Raw genomic sequence first — 23653 nt, 5'->3', positions numbered from 1 at the left:
CTGACATGGCGCTCACCGCAAAGGCCGCAATCACTGTACTGACCAATGAAAAAGCCCGCAAGACTGCCGGCTGGGTCATCGTGGCCATCCTCTCCCCCGTCATCGTGGTCGTGGCCCTGATCTGTTCCATCTTCTCTGGAGCCGCCCAACAAAATGTGTCCACCGTGGAGCTGTGCTTTCACGGCGGCACCATTCCCGCAAATGCCTCAGCGGAGTACAGGACCTATGTGACAGAGATGCAGGCCAGCTTTTCCGAACTGGATGCCGCAGTCGGGGAGATCAACGCCGGATTTGAGGGGGAAGAAAGCCTTGACATTAATCAGGTCAAGGCCATTTTTTATGTTCTGTATTTCGGCGCCGCCCAGCCATCTCAAGAAGATATTCAAGCGTTTGCGGACTGCTTTGTGACCTACACGGAGGGGACCCGGACCGTCACCACCACGGATGGGGAGGGCAACGAGGTGGAGACGGAGGAGACCTATCAGATCCCCCATCTGGTGGACGACCTGTCCCAGGTGTATGAAAACATCCAGACGGCCATGGGCGTCACCGTCACGCCGAGCCACCAGGCCAACGCCGGCAGCGTCTACAACCTGATCGTCTACGGCTCTGCCACAGGCGGAAGCGGCGGCTGGTTCCCCGGCGCGGAGGTGCCGTTCATCGGGGCGGACGGCTTCTGCTCCCCCATCGGGGCTGGCTGGGAGTCGGTGGTCACCTCAGAGTTTGGCAACCGGCGGGACCCCTTTACCGGTGAGAGGAAGGGCCACACGGGGATGGATCTGGCGGTGCCAACCGGCACGCCCATCCGGGCCGCCCTGCCCGGAACCGTCACGGTGTCCCAGTACAGCAGCAGTTACGGCTACTATGTGATGATCGACCACGGTAACGGACTAAGTACCTTGTACGGCCACAACTCCCAGTTGCTGGCTCAGGTGGGGCAGACCGTGGAGGCGGGCGACATCATTGCCCTGTCCGGTTCCACCGGCCGGTCCACCGGGCCGCATCTGCACTTCGAGGTGCGTGTCAACGGAGAGCGCACCGATCCGCGTTACTATTTACCAACGACAGGAGGATAAAAATCGATGAAGAAAGCGACCATCACCGTGACCTTTGAGCAGGAAAAGCTCAAGGCGGTCCAGTTCTATCTGGGCAAGAGCGGCGCCTCGCTGGAGGCGGAGCTGGATGACTTCATGGCCAAACTCTACAAGAAATATGTCCCCTCCCAGACCCGGGAGTACATTGAAAGCGGCGAGGAGCCGGCCCCCCGGCCTCGCCCCCGGGCGGAGCGTCCGGACCGTTCTGCCGGCCAAATGCAGAGAGGAGAGGATGAGACATGAGCAATTCCTACTCCGCGGAGGTGTGGCTGAACGAACACCGCTGGGATGCGCTGGAGAAAGATCTGGAGGAACAGGGCACCAGCATTAAAAAATATCTGCAGGACTATCTCGTGGACCTGTACCGGGAGATGGTGCCATCGGAGCAGGTGGAGGAGATCGAGGAGGTCGTCCGGCAGGAGCAGATGAGGGACTTGGAGGAACGGGAGGCCCGGAAAGTGTTCTCCGCCTTCCGCCTGCTGGAGGGTGGCAGAACTCATTTTCTGGCCACCGAATCCCCGGTGGAGATGCTGGACGCCGCCCGCCTGCTGCGGACCTGTCTGCGGGAAGACGCTGGCGGTGCGGATGCCTTTGTCCAAAAGATCCACGGCGGGCATGAGATTTCACTGGATCGGTTTGACGAGCTGACGCAGGCCCGTCTGGACAACACCGGCCGGGTGGCCGGCGTGTTTGAGCTGGACTTTAACAAGAGGGTGTTCTCCGCCGTCAGCATCATGGACGGCTGGAAAAGCTACTGGTTCCAGGATGTCAGCGCCGCGGCCTACCACGCTTACCGCAAAGACAGCGCGTCCCGTGACCAGCGGCTGAGGAAACTGGTGGAGCGTCTGGACGGCAAGGAGCTGACGGACCTGGATCTCAGTCCTCCGCTGAAGGCTCTGCGGGACCTCCAGCCGGGAGATCTCCTGTGCACGGAACCCGTCAACCGCATAGGACATCTACTGGATTTTCAGGTGGATTGTGCCAGTGATACCGTGCAAATGGAGGTGTTTGGGCCAAGGGTGAGGACCGGCCGAATCGGGAGCTGGCTGGACATTTTCGTCAGCTACGACGCGGCCCGGCAGGAGCTCTGGGACCACCTGAACCTCACCCTGCACCGCAGAGACGGGGCCTGGGAGCAGTCCTTCACCTACCAGCTGGCCCCGGCGGAGCGGGAGGTTCTGCGGCAAGAGCTGGAGGAACACTGCCAGCAAGTCTACGGGACCTCCCTCAACGGCCGCTTCGCGGAGCTGGTCCACGGGGAGAACACTGCCCCTGTCCTGGACGGCGGAAGCCGGAGGCTGGATCTGGATCAGATCTCTTTTGAGGGTGAGATCGCCGAGTATGACAACAACCTGAATTTTTATATCCCTGTGACATGCGACCCGGATGCGGTGTTTGGAACCCGAGTTACGGACACAGCCAACGATAACTGGCTCAATGTGTACGCCAATTATGATCTGGAGAGCGGGCAGGTGGACAGCGCCCTGTCGGTCTTTCTGGTGTGCGGAGACGGCCATGAGTTCGAGTTTTCCTATCCGCTGAACCCTGCGGAACAGGAACTCCTCCGCCAAAAGATGGAGGACTACTGCCAGGAGCAGGCCGGAATATCGCTGGAGAAATACCAGGCGGAACGGGCCATTGACAGTCCATCCCAAGGCGAATCCCCGCAGATGTGAGACGATGGAACCGTACACCGGTAATCCCTGTGCCTGCCTGCGCTCTTCCCCTCTTGTTCCGCCCTGTGTGCCCCACCGGGGACGGGGTGGCATCCGTACCCTGGGAGGGGCGGAACAGCGCCGTGTTGGAGGCCGTGTGCCCGCCGCTGCGCCCCTGTTGCTCCCTGCCCTCGATGAAGAGCGATCCTGCGCCCTAACGCGGCCAGTTTGCACCCTCTGTTGCGGAGGAACCGGGCGGTCGAAAAAAGTGCGGGATAAAGCAGTGTTATCACTGCCCCTCACACCGTCCCGCAACGCGGGCCGGAGGTGCGCTTTCTGGGCGGAATCGATGGCTTTTCGGACTTTTTGTGCAACCGGTGATGTTATCACTTTTTGAGCGGTGTAATCATTTCTGTTATCAGCCATGCAGAAAACGCCGCAATTTCAACGGATTCCACGGTTTCAACTGTGTTATCACCGCGATTTTTCCTGAAACGGAGGACATTTCAGAAATGACGGACGAAAAAATCAAATTCCTGATGCGGATCGATCCGGACACAGACCGGAAGATCAAATCCGCGATGCCCCTGGCAAACTGCAGAAGCCAGAATGAATTTGTGGAAAAGGCCCTGCGGTTTTATTGCGACTACATCTCCTCCCAGGATGCCTCCGCCGTCCTGCCGCCGATGCTGGTCTCTGCTCTCCGCACCACTGTGCAGAGCACCGAGGACCACATCTGCCGCCTGCTGTTCAAACTGGCGGTGGAGGTGGACATGATGATGAATGTGCTGGCGGCGGGCATGGAGATCCCAGAGGAGCAGATGGAGGCACTCCGTCCCCAGTGCGTCCGCAATGTGAAAAGGACCCACGGGATGGTCTCTCTGGAGGACGCGGCAGCCAACCAGAGCGGAGGCGCATGATGATTATTGCCGTTGCGTTCCGGGAAACATCATAGTATAATGAAACCAGAAAAGGAGGTGCCTTGGTATGATCTATACAGTGTATGAGATCGCCCGTATCGTGAAACCAGTGGCGGAACACTATGGACTGCGCGCGGTCTATCTGTTCGGCTCCTATGCCCGGGGCACCGCCACAGAGAGCAGTGATGTGGATCTGCTGATCGACACCACAGGCACTGCCCTGAAGAGCCTGCTGCAGGTGGCCGCAGTCTACTGCGATCTGGAGGGGGCGCTGGGAAAGCCGGTAGATCTCATCACCGTCAGTTCCCTGGAACAGCGGGCCCAGATGCCCAGTGAACAGAACTTCCGCGCGACCGTGTGGAATGAAAAGGTGGATCTTTATGTTGCAGCCTGATCGACAGCGGTTGGACTGCAGATTGTGATCAACGCCAAAACTATTTCTGTTAGAGCGCAGCAAATCCAATCGAGGAGGTTTGCGAGGTATGAATAGAGGAGTCCCATCTGACGGCGTGGTTGTGAAAAATGCCAGATTGGCTGTTGCCGCAGAATTGCGGAAAAAGAAAATCCTCAAGCAGCCCATTGCAAAGTACGATCCGAAAACGGGAAAGGTATATCTGCTCCACAGCGATGGTACCCGTGAAGAAGTTGGCGAGACCAAGAGGGCGCGTTATAGTGAACGGAAATGATAAAAAACCAGAGATCGTAGTTTTCGCAGGACCCAATGGATCAGGTAAGAGTACAATCACAGACCTGCTTCGTCCGGTGGATATGGTCTATATCAACGCCGATGAAGTCCAAAGGGCCCTGGGGTGTGACAATCTGCAGGCGGCTCAAATTGCGGAAAAACGCAGGGACGAATGTGTGCGGGCTCACCAGGATTTTTGCTTTGAAACGGTCTTGTCCACAGATCGCAATCTGAATCTCCTGAAACGAGCGGCGGCGGACGGTTTTTTCATACGCTGCTATTATGTCCTGACTGCGGATCCCCAGATCAATGTCGCCCGTGTGGCATCCAGAGTATCTGCCGGTGGCCATGATGTGCCGATTGACAAGATCATTTCCCGGTATGACAGGGCGTTGGATTTGGTGAAGGAGCTGGTTCCAGTTTGTGATATCTGCCATATCTACGATAACTCTTTGGACGCTCCATATCGTATTTTCAAAAAGCGAAAAGACCAGTATTGGTATTGTCCTGAAACGAATCTGTGGTTGAAAAAAGACATTGTTGCACTGACAGGTATCAAGTCTGTTGTTCGCGGAGCTTTAAACAGGCAGTCCTGAAATAAAATACTGTTGAGAAAGAGGCGCCAGCTTGAACTGGCGCCTCTTTCTGCCTAAAGCAGACAAAGAGGTGACGCACAGTGCCACGCCTCATCTTCAAGTGTCCCTACATCCGGGGCGGCTCGTCCAGAGCCGCCCCGCACCTGAGCAACTATGTGCGCTACATGGCCACCCGGGAGGGAGCCCAGCGTCTCGATCCCAAGGACGGTCAACTCCCCGCCACGGAGGAACAGACGAAGCTGGCGGAGCAGCTGGTCCGGGACTTCCCCCTCAGCCGGGGGCTGTTCGAGTACGAGGACTATCTGGCCTCCCCTACCCGGAGCAACGCCTCGGAGTTTATCACCCGGGCGCTGGAGGACAACTATGATCAGATTTCCAAGAAGAAAAATTACATCCGATACATCGCCGGGCGCCCCAGAGCCCAGCGCACCGGCGCCCACGCGCTCTTCACCGGCTCAGACGATCCGCTGGTGCTGTCCCGCATCGCGGAGGAGGTGGCCAGCCACCCGGGAAATGTGTGGCTCCCCATCCTCTCCCTGCGGCGGGAAGACGCGGCCCGGCTGGGGTACGACAACGCCGGGCAGTGGAAGGAACTCCTCACCGGCTATGCCATGGAGTTGGCCCAGGCCATGAAGATCCCCTGGGATCAGTTCCGGTGGTACGCTGCCTTCCACGATGAGGGGCACCACCCCCATGTGCATATGGTGTGCTACAGCGCGGACGGCAAGTCCGGTTACCTCACCCGACAGGGGATCGCGGAGATCAAGGCGGGACTTGCCAAGCAGATTTTTCGGCAGGAGCTCTATGAGATCTATGAGCGCCAGACCCAGCGGCGGGACAGTCTCACCCAGCAGTCACGGCTGGCCCTGGGGGAGCTCATTGAGCAGATGGAATCCGAAACAGTGGAGAACCCCAAAATCGAGATGCTCATGGACCACCTGGCGGTCAAGCTAAAAGCCGTGTCCGGCAAGAAGCAGTACGGCTACTTGAAAGCTCCGCTGAAGTCCCTGGTGGATGAGATCGTGGACGAGCTGGCCAAGGACCCGCGGGTGGCCCAGGCCTATAACCTGTGGTACCAGATGCGGGAGGAGGTCCTCCGCACTTACAAGGATGACCTGCCCCGGCGTCTGCCTCTCTCCCAGCAAAAGGAGTTCAAGCAGATCCGCAACCTCGTCATCCAGGAGGCGGTGCGGCTAGGCGAGACCCGCCAGATGTTCTCTCCGGAAGAACGGCGAGATGAGGCGCCGGAAGAAGCCGATACCTTAATTCGGGATGCAGATACGCCCCACGCAGAACACGCAGAGCGCAAAGACAACAGCCAGCACACCCGGCCTGCTCGTGACCCAAAGCACAATGCGCGGAGCACGCCGCTGGCAGAGAGCGTGGCCCGGCTCCTCTACCACATGGCAAACATCTTCCGGGAGCAGGAGCCGCCTGCCCCTGCTGGTTCGATCCGGTTCACCGACAAAAAACTGCGGCGGAAGATCCAGGAGAAGAAGATTGCCATGGGCCACAAGCCGGATGACCACGAACCTACGATAACCATGTAAGGAGAAGGTTCCGTGAAGAAGAAATATCAGTCCACATCCCAAATACTTCGGAAAAAGGTGGCTGTGCCGTTTCCCCAGGTGGAAAATCGGAAACGGCAGACGGTGCGCCCCCGTCCCTACCACCGGCGCGCCCGCCGGAGGCAGTGAGAAAGCACTCCCAGAAATACAAACCGCCCGTTCTATATGTAGAACAGGCGGTTTCGTCAAATTCGGGTGAGAGCATCTCTCAGTGGAATGAGATCATCGTGGATGATCTCCCAAATCAGCTGCATATTGACACCCTCATAGTCATGGACGATCCGATTGCGGAGACCATACAGAAGTCTCCAGGGGATTTCAGCGTGGGCCTGGGCAAAATCATCATCAATGCGGTTTGCCAGTTCACCCATTTGACGTAGATTGAACACACACGCCTCCACCAGTTTGGAGTCTGCTGTAAAGGATTCGTAGTCGGATCCCTCGCAATAGGCAAGGATCTTGTCGGTATATGCAATCAGCTTCTCAACGATGATGCTATTTCTCGATGCTATTTCTCATAGACGGTTACTCCTGTCCGCTGGATCTCCTGATCGATCCGGGAACCGGCTTCGATATGAGTTACATCGAATAGATCCACATTTTTACCCACCGCTCGCTGCACCTCGTCCAGAAAACCGACAAATCGGAGGCCACGAAGTTTGCTGTCTACCAGCAGATCAATATCGCTTTTCTCCGTGGCGGTACCCTTGGCATAAGAGCCAAACAGAACCGCTTTGCGGATCCCGTATGCATCAAACACCGGCATCAGGATGTGCTTCAATTGGGGAAGCGTATAAATCTCAGACATAGCGGCCCTCCTCTCTGTTTTCTCACCAACAGTATACCCGATTTCCCAGATATTTTCAACCGAGAATAAGAAGGCGCGTCATGCCCTACATCCATTTCACGGAAAATCACAAGCGCCGGCCCAACAGTGATGATGGGAGAGGCCGATGCCTTAACCCAGGATGCGGATGCGCCCCATACAGAACACACAGAGTGCAAAGACAACGGCCAGCAGGCCCGGCTCTCTCGTGACCCGATGCGCAACGCGCGGAGCGCGCCGCTGGCAGAGAGCGTGGCCCGGATTCTCCACCACATGGCCAACATCTTCCGAGAGCAGGAGCCACAGCCATTCATCGACCCAATCCGGTTCACCGACAAAAAACTGCGGCGGAAGATCCGGGAGAGGAAGATCGCCATGGGCCACAAGCCGGATGGCCATGAAGATCCAAGCATGATCCTACCATGAAAATTGTATTGCAATCAGCGATACAAAATGGTATACTGCTTTCAGAAAGGCGGTGTACTCAATGGCCACGAAAACAGCAAATGTCACAGCGCGTGTTCAGCCGGAGATCAAGCAGAAAGCGGAGGAAATCCTGAATCGCCTGGGCGTTCCAGTATCCGTACTGATCGACTCCCTCTACCGTCAGATTATCATGACGAACAGCATTCCGTACTCCTTCAGCATTCCCACCCTGCCAACGCGGGATACGATGACTGCGGAGCAGTTTAACTCAATGATGGCAGAGGGACTCAAGCAGGCAAAGGCGGAACAGGGGATGGATCTGGAGGATGCCTTTGGTAAAATCCGGGAGAATCTCTGAGTATGACGAACTACCGTGTGAAACTGACGAATTACGCTGTCGGTCAGCTGCTGGAGGCTGTGCGCTACATTTCTGGGGTGCTGCAGGCGCCTGATGTGGCACTCCGGTGGGCTGACCGGCTGGAGGCGGAGATGGCAGGTCTGGGCAGTATGCCAGCCCGCTATCCCCTGATACCGGAAGAACCCTGGCATACGGAGGGAATCCGCAAAATGCCGGTGGACAATTTTCTGGTGTACTACTGGATCAACGAAGAACAGAAGACTGTCTGGATTACAGCTGTGATCTATGGTCGGCGGGATCAGATGGATCAGCTCCACCGGATGCCGCTGCCCTGAACTAAATATGTCACTGGGAGGCCGCGAAAAGCGGCCTCCCTTTTTCATGTCTATTTTGGAGGTAAATATGCCCTACATCCACTTTACCGAAGATCAGAAGCGCCAGGCCAACAGCGTGGACCTGGCCGAGTTCCTCCGCCGGGAGGGGGAGAAACTCATCCGGTCCGGGCCGGAGTACCGTCTGTCCAGCGACCACAGCGTCACCGTCCGGGGCAGTCAATGGTATGACCATGAAGCCAGGGAGGGCGGAGGCCCGGTCTCCTTCCTCCAAACCTTCCGCGGCATGTCCTACCCGGAGGCCATGGACTGTCTGCTGGGCGGACAGATTGGCATGCCGTATCCGTCCGCAAAAATGCAGGAGGAGACACAGCCGAAGCCCTTTGCCCTGCCGCCGAGAAACCACACCATGCGCCGTCTCTATGCGTACCTGCTCCAAAAGCGGTTCATTGCCAGAGAGGTTCTGGATGCCTTCACGAAACGGGGCATGATCTACGAGAGCTGCGAGAAATCAAAAGACGGGACCAAGGAATACCACAACGCCGTGTTCGTCGGGACAGATGAACACGGCGCTGCCCGTCATGCCCACAAACGGAGCATCAGCGATCTGGGCAAGACCTTCCGCATGAATGTGGAGGGCAGTGACCCGCGGTGCAGCTTCCACTGGTTCGGCCACAGCGGGCGGCTCTATGTGTTCGAGGCCCCCATTGATCTGCTGGCATTCCTGACACTGAATCCAGAGGCGTGGCGGGAACACAGCTATGTGGCCCTGTGCGGCACCGCGGAACACGCCATGCTCTGGATGCTGGAGAAAGACCCGCGGCTCCAAAAGGTCGTGCTCTGCCTGGACCACGATGCGGCCGGGATCGAGGCATCAGGACGGCTGGCTGAGTTGCTGCAAAAACACGGTTACACTGACATCGTGACCCTGCGTCCTGCCTATAAGGATTGGGACGAGGACTTGAAAGCCCAGCACGGTCTGGAAGCCCAGCCCGCGGAGGAGCATCCCCAGTTGGTCGTGGCCGGCGAGGTCTGCCAGCGGATTGGGGCCATGTGCGGAGAGATAAAACCAAATCGAGCCGCTGAGCAGCTCCCGGAACTGCTTTGCAGTTACCGTGCCTGTCTGGAGAGGAACAAACTGGAGGAGGCCATGGACTGTGCGGAGGAGATGACCGCCCTCTCCCTGGCCGTCACCCTGCGGGAGTGCCGGCAGATGGGGACCGTACTGACACCTCAGCAGGGGGCGCAGTATCTCCAGAGCCGGATCCTCCCCCACCAAAACCGCTCCGGATTGAGAAGCCGCACGGCGGAGTTGTCCGCTCTGGTCCAGGACATCACCCAAAGGAGCGGCACGCCGGGCATCCGCTCCCAGACAGACAAGCGAGAGCTGGCCAGCGCATGGCTGGAGCTGGCCCTGGCCTGTGCCAAAGTTACCGTGAAGTATGAGGCGGACCAGTGGAAGCAGGAGCAGAAGCTCCAGCAGGAAAACACGGGGCCTGTCCTCCAGATGTAACAGGAGGCGATTATGTCGAAAGAGATCATCCTGCTCCTGTTCTGCGGTCTGGCACTGCTGGCCCTGGCCGCTGCCACCCACTTTACGGGAAACGGCTCCCTGGACAACATCAAGTCCAGGACGGTGGGAGACGGTCAGCACGGGACGGCGCGCTGGGCAACCAAACAGGAAATAGAAAAGACCTATCGCCACATCCCCTTCCGCCCCAGCCTGTGGCGGCGGGGCGAGGAGCTGCCCAAAGCCCAGGGACTGGTGCTGGGCTGCGTGGGGAAAAAGAATAAGGTGACCGCCCTGGTGGATCCCGATGACATCCACTGCCTCATGATCGGTGCCAGCGGCGTGGGCAAGACCGCCTTCTTCCTGTACCCCAATCTGGAATACGCCTGTGCCAGCGGCATGAGCTTCCTGGCCCTGGACACCAAGGGCGACTTGGCCCGGAACTACGGCGCCGTGGCCACGAAATACTATGGCTACCAGGCGGCGGTCATCGACCTGCGGAACCCAACCCGCTCGGATGGGTACAACCTGCTCACCCTCATCAACCACTACATGGATGTGTGCCGGGAGGAGCCGAAGAACATCGCCGCCCGTGCCAAGGCAGAGAAATACGCCAAAATTCTCTCCAAGACCATCGTCAACCCGGAGGGGGATGCCTCCAGCTACGGCCAGAACGCCTTCTTCTATGATGCGGCGGAGGGCCTGCTCACGGCAGTCATCCTCCTGCTTGCGGAGTACCTGCCTCCCACAAAAGAGCACCCGGAGGAGCGGCGGCACATCGTCTCCGTGTTCAAGCTGGTGCAGGACCTGCTGGCTCCCGTCATGGTGGGCAAGAAACCGAAAAACGGATTCCAGGTCCTTATGGGCAATCTGCCGGACACCCACAAGGCTAAGTGGTTTGCCGGAGCCGCCCTCAACAGCGCGGACCAGGCGATGATGTCTGTCATGTCCACCGTCCTCTCCCGGCTCAACGCCTTTCTGGACTCAGAGCTGGAGCAGGTCCTCTGCTTTGACAGCGCCATTGACGCCGAGTCCTTCGCCTCCCGGAAGTCCGCCATCTTCTTGATCCTCCCGGAGGAGGATCCCAGCAAGAACTTTATGGCGGGCCTCATGATCCAGACCCTCTCCCGGGAGCTGTTCGCCGTGGCGGATGAGCATGGCGGAAAGCTCCCCAACCGGGTGGTGCTGTTCTGCGATGAGCTGGGCACCATGCCCGCCTTTGACATCCTGCCCCTGTTCTCCGCGGGCCGCTCCCGGAAGCTGACCCTGGTGCCCATCATTCAATCTCTGGCACAACTGGAGAAGAACTACGGCAAGGAGGGGGCGGAAATTATCCAGGACAATGTGCAGGACACCATCTTCGGCGGCTTTGCCCCCAACAGTCAGACCGCCGAGGCGCTGTCCAAGGCCCTGGGCAGCCGCACCGTCATGAGCGGCTCCATCAGCCGGGGGAAAGAGAAAAGCCAGTCTCTGCAGATGATGGAGCGTCCGCTGATGACCCCGGACGAGTTAAAATCCATTCCCAAGGGACAGTTTATCGTCATGAAAACCGGCACCCACCCCATGCGTACCCGACTGCGGCTGTTCCTGGAATGGGGCATCACCTTCGGGGAGCCCTATGTCCTGCCGGAGAAGGCCGCCTGCCCTGTGGTCTACGCCAGCAAGCAGGAATTGGAACAGGCCATCCTCCAGAGGCACCCGCCGCAGCCGGAGGAAGAGCCAGCGCCTCCGCCGCGCCCACCGGCTCCACTGAACAGCGGCGGTAGCCGGAGAGAGAACGGCCAGACGATGCCGCTAGACAAGGCGAGAGGGATCCGCCAGATCCACCGAAATCAGGAGGGAACCCCATGAGTTATTTCCAGACCATTTATCAGTCCGACCTCAGCCACCGGGCCAGGGTGGTCTATATGTACCTCAAGGACCGGTCGGACCGGAACGGCAGATGCTGGCCGGCCATCAAGACCATCGCGGCGGAGCTGGGCCTGTCCCGCTCCACCGTCAAGCGGGCCCTGGACGATCTGTGCCGTGCAGGATTCCTGGTTAAAGAGAGCCGCTGGCGGGAGAATGGCGGGTGTACCTCAAATCTGTATCGGCTGTCCTGATAAAAAACAGACCCTCCCGCCAAGGGGAGGGCCTGCCTATTCGATGGACCGGGGGCTGGTTCAGTGTGGACCGCCCAGAAGGACCCACTTTAAGATTTTTTAATGCAGAAGAAAGCCCACAAAAGGCCCCGGTGCTTCCAGAAGGCGAGAAAGTGGACATGTACGGCCTCGTCTACCGAGAGGACGAACTGCTTCACCATTGAGCTGCCTTTCACGCCGTTCTTACCCCGATTGGAGGTCAGATAGGCCTCGTTGGACCAAATTTCCGGTGTGAAAGATACATGGATCATGTCGTGAAGAAGACCCTCGTCCACCTCCTCTATTGCCCCTGCCTCCGCCGCCTGGGCGGCGGAAATGCAGTCCCGGAAGTGCCACCGGACCAGCTTCCCCGCCGGCCCGGTGGGGATCCAAGGGGAAAATGGACCTCTAGATGGCTCATCCCGCTTATCCAGTAGGCCACATGTCAGGAATGCTTCCCTCCGAGGTACGATAGCCCTGCTGCTCCAGGATGGTCCCCGCCCGCACCAGATAATCTACATCCCCCATGGACCGTGCGTAGGACCTGGGTAGTACTCCGCAGATGCACAATCCTTCAAAATCACATAGGGACACCGTAGGTCCGCATCAGAGTGTGGATGCGGGTGTGTGCCCATCAGGCCCGCATGTGGTCGGCCAGTATGCGGTCCAACGTCCGCTGGACCTTTTGATTCAGGGCAAGGGAGAGCTCGTCCGGGTCCACAGAAGAATATGCCAGGGGGCAGGTCCCTCCTGCTTCAGCGCCTCGTGAAACAGAGCCGACTGGTCCGCACCCAGCAGGGGACTTTCTGTGGCGCCCCCCAAAACTGTCGGCCCCAGACAATGCGGTGGACAGGGCGGTGAGCGGTAGCGGGTTCGTCTGTTCCGTGTTCGTAATCTCTTGGTCAGCCAAGGGGATTCACCTTCCGGCGGCGTAAGAATGACGGATTAATTCAGATACTTATTGAGGTAGTACGCCTTTTGAGAGTTCTTTTCGTTGCAGTAGTAGTCCCACAGAGTATCCAGTACGCTGGTGTCTGCCCCCAGCTTCTCCAGTTCGGTGCGGTAGCGGGATAAAATCGATTCCACCGTCTGGTCGATTTCCACCTCCAACACATAGCATTGATCCAAACCATCCATACCGATCTCACGTTTTTTGCTGGAAGTGCGCTCCTCTGGGCTGAGGCTGTTCCACAGATTGACCGCCTCCTGCTTCATTGCCCCCAGGCGTGCCATCAGATCCACCTCGCAGGCATACAGCTCGGATACACAGTTGTTGATTAGCTGCTCAGCCTGGGCCTGGCTGGATACACCGCCGGAAGGGGAAGATGCGCCTTGGGATGACTGGGGGGCAGAGGAAGCTTCCTCTGTTCCTTCCGCTTCTGCTGTAGTTCCACCGGTCAGGCCCATCTCCGCTTTAACCTCGTCCGCACGGGCGGTTCCGTCAATCAAGGCTTGGCTCTGTTCAACCGTGGGAGCCAACACCGTAATGTTGTGATCGACCAGAGCGCCTTCCAAGTCTTTCTTATTCTGTTCCATATCCTGCAGGATCGCAGTTTCGTCTTTGGTGAACGCGGTATACAGGGCCTTGATATTATCCTGCTGCCAAACACAGAGGGCTGCAACAGCTCCAATCACAACCAACAAAATTAAAAGCAGTACTTTTTTCCAACGTTTCATAGCATCACCTATCGTTTCATACAGGGGAACATCCCAGAGCGGTTGCTGCCCTGGGATGTTCTCCTTCGGCTGAACCAGATTTTATTATACACGAGCATATATCTGGTTGGAAGTCGAATTTTCGCTTTTATCAAAGTCACTATCCGCAGTTTCCAGGTCATCGTCAAAGTCATACTCCTTCGCACTGTGGCTGAGAATCGCCTCAGAATTCACAGCTTCAGGATCCCGATAGGTAGGAACCAACCGCTTCATTAATGCGATGAGCTGATCCTTGGGGGAATCTGATGTGATCGCCTGATCCAGCGAGACCAGAGCATCCATGATCTCATCCGGCGTGATTGGCCGCTGCTCCTCCACAAAAATCTTCTCATTGCTGGTTTTGGTCAAATGCTCGCTCTTCATCAGCAATTCTTCGTAGAGTTTTTCCCCAGGACGCAGACCGATTTCTTTGATTTCAATGTCTTTGTAAGGCACCAGCCCGGACAGGCGGATCAGGTTTTCCGCTAGGGTGAGGATTTTCACCGGCTCTCCCATGTCCAGAACAAAGATCTGGCTCTGGCGGGCCATAGCTCCCGCCTCCAGTACCAGCATAGCGGCCTCAGGAATGGTCATAAAGTAACGGATGATTCGCTTATCGGTGATGGTAACCGGCCCTCCCGCCTGGATCTGTTTCTTAAACAGAGGAACAACAGAGCCGTTAGAGCCCAGCACATTTCCGAAGCGTACCGCGCAAAATTCCGTGGCACTCTCCCGGCGGCTCTGGAGGATCATCTCGCAGAAGCGCTTGGTGGCCCCCATAAAGTTGGTAGGATTTACCGCCTTATCGGTGGAAATCATCACGAACTTCTTAACCCCGGAGCGCTCTGCTGCCCGCACTACATGGTAAGTGCCGAAGACATTGTTCTTAATCGCCTCAGCGGGGCAGTTCTCCATAAGGGGTACATGCTTGTGAGCCGCCGCATGGAACACCACATCCGGTCGATACTCGTCAAAAATCTGGTAGATCCGCGTTTTATCCCGGATAGAAGCAATTTCCACCCTTAGATCCAGATTTTGTCCATAAATTTGTTTCAGTTCCTGCTGAATATCGTAGGCATTGTTCTCATAGATATCCAGAATGATCAGGGCCTTTGGAGCGTACTTGGCAATCTGACGGCACAGCTCACTGCCGATGGAGCCTCCGCCACCAGTGACCAGAACTACTTTGTTCGCCAGAAATTGAGAGACAGACTGGGGATCCAGCTGCACTGGCTTACGCCCCAGCAGGTCTTCAATCTGGACATCTTTCACTGCGGCTAGACTGACTTCGCCGTTGACCAGCTGGTAAATTCCGGGGAGCACTCTCAAGCGGCATCCGGTCATTTTACAGATATTCAGGATCTCCGCTTTTTCCTCCTGAGCGATCGTGGGAATGGCAAAAATAATTTGGGTAATGCCATACTGCTTGACCGCTTTCTGGATACAATCCCGCCCACCTACAATACGAGCGCCGTCCATATGCTTACCCGCCTTTTGTGGATCATCATCTATGACACAGCACAGGCGGCCTTCAATCTGCTGACTGGAGACAATCTCCCGGGAGAGGACTCGGCCGGCACTTCCTGCCCCAATGAGCATAATGCGATCTGAACTGGGGCGGAGAGACCGTAAATAAGCCCGCAGGGCGGTGAGAAAGCGCAGGGAGCACCGCTCACCTACCAGGCCAAAAAGCTGTAAGATCAGCATGATGAACCAGACGCTTTTGGGCAGACGCAGACCCAAGAAGGAACACAGCAGGACAGTAAGCGCAAAGGCTGCGAGCACGGAGAAAACCATGCTCAAGACATCCCAAACATTCACAGAACGCCAGATATAGTGGTACATTCGGCGAATCAGAAAAACGCCGCAGGTTACGGCAATTTGGATCAGGCAGCACACCAGCCAAGTATCCAGATAGTGGCGCGGAACAGCAGAAAAGGAAAAATCGAACCGCACCAAAAATGCCAGGATCCCCGTGGCAGCAATCACCAGACTGTCCGCCAAAAAAATCATCGGGAAACGCCACCAGCGCGACATGTTCTTATTCATATGCATCTCTCTTTTCCTCTTTACAACAGTCACACAACACCAGTATGCTGGCTAAACCAGCTGCCTTTTCACAACCGACATCTGACGCTGCAGATCTCCCGCCACCTCTTTCGAAAACTTTTTTCTAATCACGGCAATCGCCTCTCCCATATTTGGCGGTCTAGTGGTGGCATTGTGGCAGTCGGAAGCCAACAGGAAGCCCATACCCGCATGGAGCAGCTGTCTGACCAGCCGCCGTCCGCCCATGGTAAGAAACGCCCCTGAACTCAATTGGATGGGCACACCCAGGGCCAGGATTTCCTGAATTCCGCTCCAGCGCTGTCCTCTCATATATCGCTCCAGATGGGCAATGACAGGAGTGACCCCTGTTTTTCCGATCAGATCATAGAGCTGGTGAAACATCCCCTTATCCCAGGGGTAGAAGGGCAGTTCCAGCAACAGGAGACTGCTTTTTCCCATACACAGCTGGGGCAGTGCCTCCCACTCGTCCATATTGGGCGTCCATGCTACCTCCGCTCCAAGCAACAGTGTAGGCAACTGCCCCCTCTCCTCCTTGGGCAGTTCGTCTATCCGCTCTTGAAGACGGAGAAAGGAACTGGCTCTGCGCTGTAAAAACGCTTCGGGTTCTTCCTCTTCCCGGTAAAAATGAGGGGTAAGGACCACAGTGTCCACCCTTTGGCTGGCTTCCATTCTCAACATATCCAGGCTGAGCGTGGAAGAGGAGGCTCCGTCATCCATTTTAGGCAAAATATGGGTGTGTAGATCAATCATTTAGCCCCCTCTCGTCCTCCAAGGACTGGGGGGCCGAATGGCCGTACCCGTAGCCATATCCATATCCGCTTCGATAGGAGTACTTTTTGTACTTCTTATAGCGGTACTTCTTATACCCGTAACCGCTCTTTTCCAGATCCACGCCGTTTAAAACAAACCCCAAAAGCTTAGCCTGGGCATAGTTCAGTTGATCCACAGCTTGGATCACAGCCGGGCGTTCCGACTTCCCGGCCATCACCACAAACAGTACACCGTCTACCCTGGAGGCCAGCACGGCGGCGTCGGTCACCATGCACACAGGGGGCGTATCCAAAATAATGTAGTCGTAATTCTCCTTCACCGCCGCCAGAAAGCGCTCCATCCGGGCGGAGCCCAAAAGCTCAGAGGGGTTGGGAGGGATGTCGCCAGAGAGGATCACATCCAGTTTTTCCACTCCAGACGGCTTTATAGACTCAGACAGCAGCGCGGGAGAGACCAAGACATTGCTCAGCCCCGTGGCAGCGCTGACCCGGAGCAGCCTGGACAGCTTGGGGCGGCGGAGATCACAGTCCACCAGAAGGACCCGGCAGTCCGTTTGGGCATAGGATATGGCCAGATTGACTGCGGTAAAGCTTTTGCCCTCCCCCTGAAGAGCTGATGTAACAGCAATGAGTTTTCCTCCCGTGATATCCTCGGTCAGAGAGAAATTCACATTGGTTCGTAAGGTCTTATAGGCCTCCCGCATAAAAAAATCCTTAGAGGAAGAGAGCAGATTCTGCCGCTCCTCCTGAAGCATTGCAAACTCCTTGGAGCGGTTTTTCACCGCTCGCTTCTTCTTGCTTGGCAACAGGCTCATACCTTTTCCTCCTTCTCCGCCGCCCTTGCGGCAGGTGCGTTTCCGTAGCCATATCCGTAGGAGCTCTGCCGCGGACTGGACTGCGAAAAGGCGGGAATCTGTCCCAGCACTGGCAGCTCAAAAAGGTCTTCCAAATCTTCCTCACTTTTCAGCCGGACATCCATGAAATGCTGGATGGTTAGCACGCCCACGATAAGCACGCAGCCAACCATACCACCCAGCAGGGTGTTGCGGGAATAGCTGGGACTGATACGCGCCTGGGGGACCTTGGCGTAGTCAATGATCTTGCAGGAGCTGCCCTCTACAAACTCTTCAATCTCAGCGGGGGCAATTTCTGCCACTGCGTTGGCAATTCGAGCCGCCTCCTGAGGATCCGGGTGGGTAATATAGACCCGGAAAATCTCCGTTTCATCCACCTGGCTTGCGGAAAGCATATCCCGCAGCTGATCCGGCGTATAGCTCAGTGCTGCCTCCTCAATGACCTTTTCCAGCACTGTATCGCTACTGATGATATTTACATAGGTATTGACCAGCATCTTGGAGGTAGACAAATCGCTGCTGGTCACATAGTCAATACTCTGCCCGCTGCGGGAGTTGTTGACATATACCGACACGCCCGCCCGGTAGAGAGGGGTAATGCCAAAATACGTATATGTCAAAGCAATCCCGCCGGCCAGGACACCGCACAGTACAATGAGCCACCACTTATGCAGATAGGCCATCAACAGCTCCAGAAGGTCGATCTCTTGCTCCATCTGGGCACCTTTCCCGCGCTCATTCATGTCGAAATAAAAACTCCTTTTCATGTTATGTCAAGACACGTCATGATTCGTCAAAATATTTAGATACGCATATTATAATAATATCTCTCTTCAATTGCAAGAGAATTACAGAAATGTTAGAACAACCAAAACTTTTCATTGTTTCCACTGCCGATGCATCTGAATCAGAGTGCCTTTTAAATAAATACAAATCTGCCTAAGAATTGCTTGAAAGAGTCTTGCTAAAGATTGTAAATTGTGCTATTCTTCAAGTATTCCTGCCATATCATTTCCATAACAAAGAGTCCAGGCTTCCTGTTCATTGTCCTGTAAAAACTGGAAATAAATTGGCTCTGGACACCACTGCAATTGAGGGAATGACTTGTCTTCCCAGACGGCATGGAATCAAACATACATCAGCGTCCAACGGCTATGATACAGGTTCATAGCAGATCCAACACAGGAGGAGAGCTGTATGAAAATGAAACTTTGGAAAAAACTAGGCGCCATGGTTCTGACCTTGGCACTGACACTCGGCTTGGCACCCAGTGCCTGGGCGGCAGATTATGATGGTGCCAATCTGACCATCTCTGGCTCGGCCAGCGGTTCAGGCAGCCAGTACAACGTTCAGTACACCGCCAATTTGTCTGTAAGCGGCAACGCTGAAAACAACGATATTATTGCGCTGGTTAACGCGGCCAGGGCCAACGAGGCTTGGCTTCGTGCCCTGCGCTTTACCTGCTATCTGGAAGACGGTCTGCTAAAGAACGCAGTGACTTCCAGCGATCTATCCAGGATGAATGTATCCATTGCTGGAAACGACATCTTCGATGCGGTGGGCGGTCCCGCTAAGACCAGCGAAGGTGTCAGCATGACCTATCGATTGAAGAGTTCCGTAATTTCTCAGCTGAACACCGCCTCTGCGGCGGATCTTCCCGGTATTTTAGCCTGTAACATGAGCACCACCTTTAACGGCACCCTCACCAACAGCGAGGTCTGGAGCGCCGTGGGCAGTGCCAGTTCTATTTCCACCCAAGGTTATGTATTGGTTACATACGATCCCTCTACCAGTGAAGATTTGGGATTTAACATGGGTGCCTCTGTAAATTTGGCAGATGACACCTGCACCACTACCATCAGCCCCACTGCCAGCGGCGGGAGTTCCAGCGGCGGTTCCGATGGTGACTCCAGCCTCGGAAGTGTCACTGGCCAAGGTGACAATGTGAATGTGAATGTCAGCGGCAGCTCCGTGACCACCGCACAGATGGAGACGGCTGTGGAGCGGGCGGATTCGGGCGAGACGGTCACCATTGATGCCTCCCACCGTACCTCTGTCTCTCTGCCCTCCGGTGGTCTGGAGAACGCAGCGGACAACGACAATAACTTGACCGTGGAGCTGGAAGATGGCGAAGTCACCCTTTCCCCGGAGGCCCTCGCCTCTGTGGCGGAGCAGGCCGAGACCACTGTTATCCTGACTGTGGAGCCGGTGGCCACGGACGATCTGAACAGACGCCAGCAGGAAGTGGTGGGCGATGCCCCGGTGTTCGAGCTGACTCTCCGCAGCGGCAGCCGGTACATCACCGACTTTGACGGCGGTCTGATCACCGTGTCCCTGCCCTATGAGCTGCAGGAGGGGCAGAGCCCCGCTGGTGTTGTGGTCTGGTATCTGGACGACATGGGCAACATCAATGAGTGCTGGACCATGTATGACGTGCGCTCGGAGACCGTGATCTTCACCACCGACCACTTCTCCAAGTATGTCATCGGCTACGAAGATCCAGCGGAGGACATTGCTTTTGTGGATGTGGACGAGAACGCCTGGTACTATGATGCAGTGGTTTACGCCCTGGACAGCGGTTTGATGTCTGGCGTCAGCGACGACGAGTTTGCCCCCAATGCCACCCTGACCCGTGCCATGGTGGCTCAGATGCTGTACAGCCTGGAGGGCAAGCCGGAGCTGGGAACCAACCTGGGCTATCCCTACGCCGACGTGATGCCGGACAGCTGGTATGCCGATGCGGTGTACTGGGCCCGTCAGAAGGGCTATATCACCGGCTACAGTGCTGAGCAGTTCGGGCCTGATAATGCGTTGACCCGGGAGCAGCTGGCGGTGATTCTCTACAACTACGCTCAGGATCAGGGCTATGATACCGATGGCGTGGCCACTTTGGACAGATATCAGGACGCAGGCACTGTGTCCACCTGGGCCGTGGCCGGCCTGGGGTGGGCGGTGGATGCCGGCCTGATCTCTGGCCGGGGTGAGGGTATCCTGGCCCCCACCGGCACAGCCACCCGCGCCGAAGTGGCTCAGATCTTCATGAATTTCCTGGAGAATGTGGCCAAGTAAGGTGCTATGGGACAGGGGACCTGTTGTAAAATGGGTCTTGAATACTTAATCAAATAAAAAGGTTGTTGAGAATTGTTTGAAAGGCGATTCTCAACAACCTTTTTTATATATTATTTTCCGCTTGAACTAAATTTGCAGCAGACTTTTCTGTGAATCCTATGACTGATATGCCGCAGAATATGGGCGGCCAAAATACCCAGACAAGCGCCGCAAAAGTCGATCCAGACGTCGGTGACTTGGCTACCGCGGCCAGGGGAAAACAACTGGATCGTCTCGTCCACCAGGGCGGTGAGCAAAGCCAGAGTTCCAGCGCCGAACAGGCAGTCTGACAGGCTCCTCCTGCGCAACTGAATCAAAAGGCTGGACCACAACAGTCCTAACAGGGCAAATTCGGACATATGGGCCAATTTGCGAATCACGCGGTGGGCGTCTCCTTTGGGAATGTGGAGCTGATCCAGGATGGGGTCCAACAGATCCAGAACAGACCGACTAGCCTGAGCTGACTGGGCGGCTGGAAGCAGGGAATTGCCCCAAATAAAGGCGATACAGGCGATAACAGCAAGGCCCGTGAGAAGCAAATAGACACGCTGTTTGGTTTTGGGTTGTTCCATAGGAAAATTCCTCGCTGTGTTCCAGTTTACCCGGGAGCAAGAAAGGAGGTACGGGCCCAGTGTTTCTGTGCTATCTTATCACAAATGTGTTCCTCTTACAAGAATTTACATCTGATAATCTTCCGTTTTCGCGTATTTAGTATCCCATCCCCAGTGGTTTTCAGCCAAAATCGGCAGAACCACCTACAAGGTGCGCGTCCATTTCAGCAAGACCAGCCCTGAAACTATGAGAAATAAAATCAAGTGGATGCTCAAAGACGAGATGCAACAGATGTAAACACAGCGGACTAGGAACCTTTAACCAGGCTCCGGGTCCTTACCATGCCAAGAGTAAATGCGTAGAGGTCAATCCTCCACACCTTCGCTTTCGGGAAACTGTGCAACGCTCATGCACTTTGGATGTTCCATATCCAGAGTTAAAAAATCTCTGTCGCCGGTGAGGATAATATCCACGTCTGACACGATGGCTGCGTTTATGATCGGCTGGTCTTTGGCGTCTCGTATCAACTTTTCTGCATGGTCTACCGCAGAAATTAACTCATAGGACACTCTCGCCAGCAGCACTTCCGCATCTCCGGGAGATACTTTGGCCCTTTCCGCCTGAGCAATCCCGCAGCTCTGCGATATTGCGGTCACACAGGACAATTTCGTGATCGTGATTGTCTGCGATGTAGAGCAAAGCCTGTGCCGGTTTGGAACGTGGAAAGAGCAATGCAGAAACGAATGTTTGTATCTACCAATATCCGTATTTTACTGTTCCTTTCCATAACGCACTTCGTTTACAAGCGTCTGAACATCATCCTCGCTGGATACACCCAGTGCTTCAGCAGCCTCCGGCAAAGGCGGCCTGCCCCATCATGTACGTGTGCTGTGGGACAAAGCTGCCACCACGGGGCAGGCGCTCTCGCAAGCTTGTGGCAGTTATTCGTTCCCGCAAGGTGAGCTATATCCGAAGTACGCACAGTGCAAGGCTATAACATGCTGTGTACTGGGTATCACTGCATCCAGACGTCATGAATTACTTTTTGGGCTCTCTCAGGGGCGCCACTTGCCCTATCCGGAAGCAGTAAAGCAGATCGCGAGGAGCACCCTCAAGGACCGGTGGAAGAAACAGCTGCTGTTTCTTCTGGAAAAGACGTGCCGTGGAACCGAGTTAGACACCGTGGCTCAAAAGAGAGAGGAACCTCAGAGGCACCGGCGCTGCTGTCAGCCCAAAACCGTCCGGCAACAACGCCGGCAGACTAGGTGTGGAACGCTAGGCAAGAGGCAACGAAAGTCTTGCCGTCGAAACAGTGCACCTTTTTCTGTAGGCAGTGTGTCCATGGAGCGCACAAGTAAGCAGAAAGATATTCGGTGGGAAATTCCCCCATTTTTAGAAACTCATTCTCGAAAAATTTCCCTCAAGGCCTTTATAAATCCCGTATATGTGTTGCTTCCTGTCCAGATCAAAACTTGGGCCAACGGCTGGAGGAGAATGAGGTTTATGAGTAAAATTCAAGTAAAATTCCAATCCATTCGAAACTTTTTTGGCGCAAATAACTGATTTATGTAAAAAAACTTCTTTCGAAATTTCAAGTCTTTGACTTGAATATATAGAATGCACTTGGTATAATAAAAAAACCATTAGTATTTTGTCGCAGGTTGTTTTTTGGAAGCTATTTTGGTCAGCTATGCGAGGTGAAGCCCGTCACCGCAGGCTTGAGATCCGGAACGGGGTGCAGTATGCTTCTTCCTTGCGCAAAAACCGAATTGTGACCCAAAAAGTACCCGCGGACACTTGGCCCACGGGTACTATATTTTTATATAAAAGAATCAGAAAAATTTTGTGAAAACTATAAACGATGAAGGAGATAGGGTGAAGAAAAATAATGTACGTTAGATTTTGGAAAAGATTCTTCGATATTGTCCTATCCATAATAGGTTTAGTTGTAGCTGCAATTCCCATGGCTATTGTTGCTCTAGCAATAAAACTTGATTCGCCTGGACCTGTGATCTTTAAGCAGCCACGTTTAGGGCGTTATGGAACCGTTTATACCATGTATAAATTCCGTTCTATGTGTGTAGGAGCAGAAGAAGGTGGGGTATATTCTGACAGCAATGACTCCCGTGTGAGTAGAGTTGGGAAAATCATTAGGGCAACGAGCATCGATGAACTGCCTCAGCTTTTTAACGTTTTAAAAGGCGATTGTAGTTTGATTGGTTTCCGGTCGCCTCTGACATACCATCCGTGGCCCTGGGAGGAGTATACGGAAGAACAGCGGAAGATGTTTAATCTGCGTCCGGGGATTACTGGATGGGCACAGGTCAATGGCCGAAAGACGGTTGAGTGGCATGATCGGATTGCAATGAACGTGTGGTATGCGGAAAATTGCTCTTTTTTACTGGATCTCAAAATTCTGTTTATGACAGTATTTAAAGTTCTCTGCAATGCTGACAATGAAAATGTTGCAGAGACTGTGAAAGAAGAGAATAAGCGGCCCGTGGAGAAGTAAGG

27 protein-coding genes and 1 pseudogene are annotated in these 23653 nt (G+C 55.3%); 18 read left to right on the top strand and 10 right to left on the bottom strand.

The features are described from left to right. Positions 1-5 precede the first annotated feature (5 nt). From B5E43_RS05505 to B5E43_RS15635, 9 genes are all read left to right on the top strand, one after another. A complete protein-coding gene (locus B5E43_RS05505) occupies positions 6-1076 on the top strand; it encodes a M23 family metallopeptidase (RefSeq protein WP_087394426.1) in 1071 nt (356 codons plus the stop codon). 6 nt (positions 1077-1082) lie between these two features. Beyond that, positions 1083-1337: a DUF6103 family protein gene (locus tag B5E43_RS05500; RefSeq protein WP_087394424.1), complete on the top strand. Its 255-nt coding sequence runs from the start codon at positions 1083-1085 to the stop codon at positions 1335-1337. Then, a complete protein-coding gene (locus B5E43_RS05495) occupies positions 1334-2770 on the top strand; it encodes a hypothetical protein (protein ID WP_087394422.1) in 1437 nt (478 codons plus the stop codon). Before B5E43_RS05500 ends, B5E43_RS05495 begins: the two co-directional genes overlap by 4 nt. Positions 2771-3261: 491 nt before the next feature. Beyond that, positions 3262-3669, top strand: coding sequence for a hypothetical protein (locus B5E43_RS05490; RefSeq protein WP_087394420.1), 408 nt, complete (start codon positions 3262-3264; stop codon positions 3667-3669). 67 nt (positions 3670-3736) lie between these two features. Next, complete coding sequence (locus tag B5E43_RS05485; protein WP_087394418.1) at positions 3737-4063, top strand: nucleotidyltransferase domain-containing protein; 327 nt, start codon at positions 3737-3739, stop codon at positions 4061-4063. Between the two features lie 88 nt (positions 4064-4151). Next, positions 4152-4355 (top strand): hypothetical protein, encoded by a 204-nt coding sequence (locus tag B5E43_RS05480; protein WP_087394416.1) that lies wholly within the window; start codon positions 4152-4154, stop codon positions 4353-4355. Beyond that, positions 4342-4950 carry a zeta toxin family protein gene (locus tag B5E43_RS05475; RefSeq protein WP_206406938.1) on the top strand — a complete coding sequence of 203 codons (609 nt, stop codon included), beginning with the start codon at positions 4342-4344 and terminating at the stop codon, positions 4948-4950. Before B5E43_RS05480 ends, B5E43_RS05475 begins: the two co-directional genes overlap by 14 nt. A gap of 80 nt (positions 4951-5030) precedes the next feature. Further along, entirely contained in the window at positions 5031-6500 is a 1470-nt protein-coding gene (mobP3, locus tag B5E43_RS05470; RefSeq protein WP_087394414.1) for a MobP3 family relaxase, read from the top strand. A 12-nt stretch (positions 6501-6512) separates the two neighbouring features. Beyond that, entirely contained in the window at positions 6513-6647 is a 135-nt protein-coding gene (locus tag B5E43_RS15635) for a hypothetical protein (RefSeq protein WP_275532992.1), read from the top strand. A gap of 56 nt (positions 6648-6703) precedes the next feature. Here B5E43_RS15635 and B5E43_RS05465 read toward each other — a convergent pair whose 3' ends face one another. Together B5E43_RS05465 and B5E43_RS05460 are read right to left on the bottom strand one after the other, a co-directional pair. Then, positions 6704-6994: a HepT-like ribonuclease domain-containing protein gene (locus B5E43_RS05465; RefSeq protein WP_275532994.1), complete on the bottom strand. Its 291-nt coding sequence runs from the start codon at positions 6992-6994 to the stop codon at positions 6704-6706. 32 nt (positions 6995-7026) lie between these two features. Then, positions 7027-7326 (bottom strand): nucleotidyltransferase domain-containing protein, encoded by a 300-nt coding sequence (locus B5E43_RS05460; RefSeq protein WP_087394409.1) that lies wholly within the window; start codon positions 7324-7326, stop codon positions 7027-7029. A 126-nt stretch (positions 7327-7452) separates the two neighbouring features. On the opposite strand from B5E43_RS05460, the gene B5E43_RS05455 reads away from it, so the two are divergent. The 6 genes from B5E43_RS05455 to B5E43_RS05430 all read left to right on the top strand — a co-directional run bounded on the left by B5E43_RS05455 (position 7453) and on the right by B5E43_RS05430 (position 12072). Continuing rightward, positions 7453-7770, top strand: coding sequence for a hypothetical protein (locus tag B5E43_RS05455; RefSeq protein ID WP_158098971.1), 318 nt, complete (start codon positions 7453-7455; stop codon positions 7768-7770). Positions 7771-7831: 61 nt separating this feature from the next. Further along, positions 7832-8128 carry a type II toxin-antitoxin system RelB/DinJ family antitoxin gene (locus tag B5E43_RS05450; protein ID WP_087394406.1) on the top strand — a complete coding sequence of 99 codons (297 nt, stop codon included), beginning with the start codon at positions 7832-7834 and terminating at the stop codon, positions 8126-8128. A gap of 2 nt (positions 8129-8130) precedes the next feature. Beyond that, positions 8131-8463, top strand: a complete 333-nt coding sequence (locus B5E43_RS05445; protein ID WP_087394404.1) for a type II toxin-antitoxin system RelE/ParE family toxin — start codon at positions 8131-8133, stop codon at positions 8461-8463. 46 nt (positions 8464-8509) lie between these two features. Further along, the gene (locus B5E43_RS05440) at positions 8510-9973 is read left to right on the top strand and encodes a DUF3991 and toprim domain-containing protein (RefSeq protein WP_242964722.1); all 1464 of its coding nucleotides are present in this window, start codon (positions 8510-8512) and stop codon (positions 9971-9973) included. Positions 9974-9985: 12 nt separating this feature from the next. Beyond that, positions 9986-11821, top strand: a complete 1836-nt coding sequence (locus B5E43_RS05435; RefSeq protein ID WP_087394400.1) for a type IV secretory system conjugative DNA transfer family protein — start codon at positions 9986-9988, stop codon at positions 11819-11821. Beyond that, a complete protein-coding gene (locus B5E43_RS05430) occupies positions 11818-12072 on the top strand; it encodes a helix-turn-helix domain-containing protein (protein WP_087394398.1) in 255 nt (84 codons plus the stop codon). Before B5E43_RS05435 ends, B5E43_RS05430 begins: the two co-directional genes overlap by 4 nt. Positions 12073-12161: 89 nt before the next feature. On the opposite strand, the gene B5E43_RS05425 is transcribed toward B5E43_RS05430, so the two are convergent. The 6 genes from B5E43_RS05425 to B5E43_RS05400 all read right to left on the bottom strand — a co-directional run bounded on the left by B5E43_RS05425 (position 12162) and on the right by B5E43_RS05400 (position 18222). Then, positions 12162-12362 (bottom strand): hypothetical protein, encoded by a 201-nt coding sequence (locus B5E43_RS05425; RefSeq protein ID WP_087394396.1) that lies wholly within the window; start codon positions 12360-12362, stop codon positions 12162-12164. 673 nt (positions 12363-13035) lie between these two features. Beyond that, on the bottom strand, positions 13036-13626 hold the full coding sequence (locus B5E43_RS05420; protein WP_158098970.1) for a hypothetical protein: 591 nt from the start codon (positions 13624-13626) through the stop codon (positions 13036-13038). A gap of 225 nt (positions 13627-13851) precedes the next feature. Further along, a complete protein-coding gene (locus B5E43_RS05415; RefSeq protein WP_242964721.1) occupies positions 13852-15834 on the bottom strand; it encodes a nucleoside-diphosphate sugar epimerase/dehydratase in 1983 nt (660 codons plus the stop codon). Positions 15835-15885: 51 nt separating this feature from the next. Beyond that, on the bottom strand, positions 15886-16605 hold the full coding sequence (locus B5E43_RS05410) for a CpsB/CapC family capsule biosynthesis tyrosine phosphatase (protein WP_087394390.1): 720 nt from the start codon (positions 16603-16605) through the stop codon (positions 15886-15888). Further along, complete coding sequence (locus B5E43_RS05405) at positions 16598-17440, bottom strand: CpsD/CapB family tyrosine-protein kinase (RefSeq protein ID WP_087394389.1); 843 nt, start codon at positions 17438-17440, stop codon at positions 16598-16600. Before B5E43_RS05405 ends, B5E43_RS05410 begins: the two co-directional genes overlap by 8 nt. Next, a complete protein-coding gene (locus B5E43_RS05400) occupies positions 17437-18222 on the bottom strand; it encodes a Wzz/FepE/Etk N-terminal domain-containing protein (protein ID WP_158098969.1) in 786 nt (261 codons plus the stop codon). The genes B5E43_RS05405 and B5E43_RS05400 overlap by 4 nt, the downstream gene beginning before the upstream one ends. Before the next feature lie 454 nt (positions 18223-18676). Between B5E43_RS05400 and B5E43_RS05395 the strand changes: the two genes are divergently transcribed. Next, positions 18677-20548 (top strand): S-layer homology domain-containing protein, encoded by a 1872-nt coding sequence (locus B5E43_RS05395; protein ID WP_087394384.1) that lies wholly within the window; start codon positions 18677-18679, stop codon positions 20546-20548. A gap of 110 nt (positions 20549-20658) precedes the next feature. Here the strand turns inward: B5E43_RS05395 and B5E43_RS05390 are convergent, their stop codons facing one another. Then, positions 20659-21159 (bottom strand): VanZ family protein, encoded by a 501-nt coding sequence (locus B5E43_RS05390; RefSeq protein WP_087394382.1) that lies wholly within the window; start codon positions 21157-21159, stop codon positions 20659-20661. Between the two features lie 166 nt (positions 21160-21325). Between B5E43_RS05390 and B5E43_RS05385 the strand changes: the two are divergent. Next, a pseudogene (locus tag B5E43_RS05385) lies at positions 21326-21436 on the top strand (transposon-encoded TnpW family protein); the annotation flags it as partial. Positions 21437-21504: 68 nt separating this feature from the next. On the opposite strand, the gene B5E43_RS05380 reads toward B5E43_RS05385, so the two are convergent. Beyond that, positions 21505-21795 carry a hypothetical protein gene (locus B5E43_RS05380; protein WP_242964720.1) on the bottom strand — a complete coding sequence of 97 codons (291 nt, stop codon included), beginning with the start codon at positions 21793-21795 and terminating at the stop codon, positions 21505-21507. A gap of 1232 nt (positions 21796-23027) precedes the next feature. Here B5E43_RS05380 and B5E43_RS05375 point away from each other — a divergent pair. Then, positions 23028-23651, top strand: a complete 624-nt coding sequence (locus B5E43_RS05375; protein ID WP_087394377.1) for a sugar transferase — start codon at positions 23028-23030, stop codon at positions 23649-23651. Positions 23652-23653 lie beyond the last annotated feature (2 nt).

This window comes from Flavonifractor sp. An100, from assembly GCF_002161175.1.
In the GTDB taxonomy this organism is placed as follows: domain Bacteria; phylum Bacillota; class Clostridia; order Oscillospirales; family Oscillospiraceae; genus Lawsonibacter.
Note: the sequence above shows the minus strand (reverse complement) of the source record. Positions and strands in the feature narration are given on the sequence as shown.

Excerpts from the sequence above, each read along its gene's own strand:
- B5E43_RS05390 (WP_087394382.1), bottom strand. The coding sequence starts at position 21,159 with ATGGAACAACCCAAAACCAAACAGCGTGTCTATTTGCTTCTCACGGGC.
- B5E43_RS05425 (WP_087394396.1), bottom strand. The coding sequence starts at position 12,362 with ATGATCCATGTATCTTTCACACCGGAAATTTGGTCCAACGAGGCCTAT.
- B5E43_RS05485 (WP_087394418.1), top strand. The coding sequence starts at position 3,737 with ATGATCTATACAGTGTATGAGATCGCCCGTATCGTGAAACCAGTGGCG.
- B5E43_RS05445 (WP_087394404.1), top strand. The coding sequence starts at position 8,131 with ATGACGAACTACCGTGTGAAACTGACGAATTACGCTGTCGGTCAGCTG.
- B5E43_RS05460 (WP_087394409.1), bottom strand. The coding sequence starts at position 7,326 with ATGTCTGAGATTTATACGCTTCCCCAATTGAAGCACATCCTGATGCCG.
- B5E43_RS05430 (WP_087394398.1), top strand. The coding sequence starts at position 11,818 with ATGAGTTATTTCCAGACCATTTATCAGTCCGACCTCAGCCACCGGGCC.
- B5E43_RS05420 (WP_158098970.1), bottom strand. The coding sequence starts at position 13,626 with ATGGAACAGAATAAGAAAGACTTGGAAGGCGCTCTGGTCGATCACAAC.
- B5E43_RS05405 (WP_087394389.1), bottom strand. The coding sequence starts at position 17,440 with ATGAGCCTGTTGCCAAGCAAGAAGAAGCGAGCGGTGAAAAACCGCTCC.
- B5E43_RS05400 (WP_158098969.1), bottom strand. The coding sequence starts at position 18,222 with ATGAATGAGCGCGGGAAAGGTGCCCAGATGGAGCAAGAGATCGACCTT.
- B5E43_RS05435 (WP_087394400.1), top strand. The coding sequence starts at position 9,986 with ATGTCGAAAGAGATCATCCTGCTCCTGTTCTGCGGTCTGGCACTGCTG.
- B5E43_RS05450 (WP_087394406.1), top strand. The coding sequence starts at position 7,832 with ATGGCCACGAAAACAGCAAATGTCACAGCGCGTGTTCAGCCGGAGATC.
- B5E43_RS05440 (WP_242964722.1), top strand. The coding sequence starts at position 8,510 with ATGTCTATTTTGGAGGTAAATATGCCCTACATCCACTTTACCGAAGAT.
- B5E43_RS05395 (WP_087394384.1), top strand. The coding sequence starts at position 18,677 with ATGAAAATGAAACTTTGGAAAAAACTAGGCGCCATGGTTCTGACCTTG.
- B5E43_RS05490 (WP_087394420.1), top strand. The coding sequence starts at position 3,262 with ATGACGGACGAAAAAATCAAATTCCTGATGCGGATCGATCCGGACACA.
- B5E43_RS05415 (WP_242964721.1), bottom strand. The coding sequence starts at position 15,834 with ATGAATAAGAACATGTCGCGCTGGTGGCGTTTCCCGATGATTTTTTTG.
- B5E43_RS05500 (WP_087394424.1), top strand. The coding sequence starts at position 1,083 with ATGAAGAAAGCGACCATCACCGTGACCTTTGAGCAGGAAAAGCTCAAG.
- B5E43_RS05410 (WP_087394390.1), bottom strand. The coding sequence starts at position 16,605 with ATGATTGATCTACACACCCATATTTTGCCTAAAATGGATGACGGAGCC.
- B5E43_RS05480 (WP_087394416.1), top strand. The coding sequence starts at position 4,152 with ATGAATAGAGGAGTCCCATCTGACGGCGTGGTTGTGAAAAATGCCAGA.
- B5E43_RS05495 (WP_087394422.1), top strand. The coding sequence starts at position 1,334 with ATGAGCAATTCCTACTCCGCGGAGGTGTGGCTGAACGAACACCGCTGG.
- B5E43_RS05375 (WP_087394377.1), top strand. The coding sequence starts at position 23,028 with ATGTACGTTAGATTTTGGAAAAGATTCTTCGATATTGTCCTATCCATA.
- B5E43_RS05505 (WP_087394426.1), top strand. The coding sequence starts at position 6 with ATGGCGCTCACCGCAAAGGCCGCAATCACTGTACTGACCAATGAAAAA.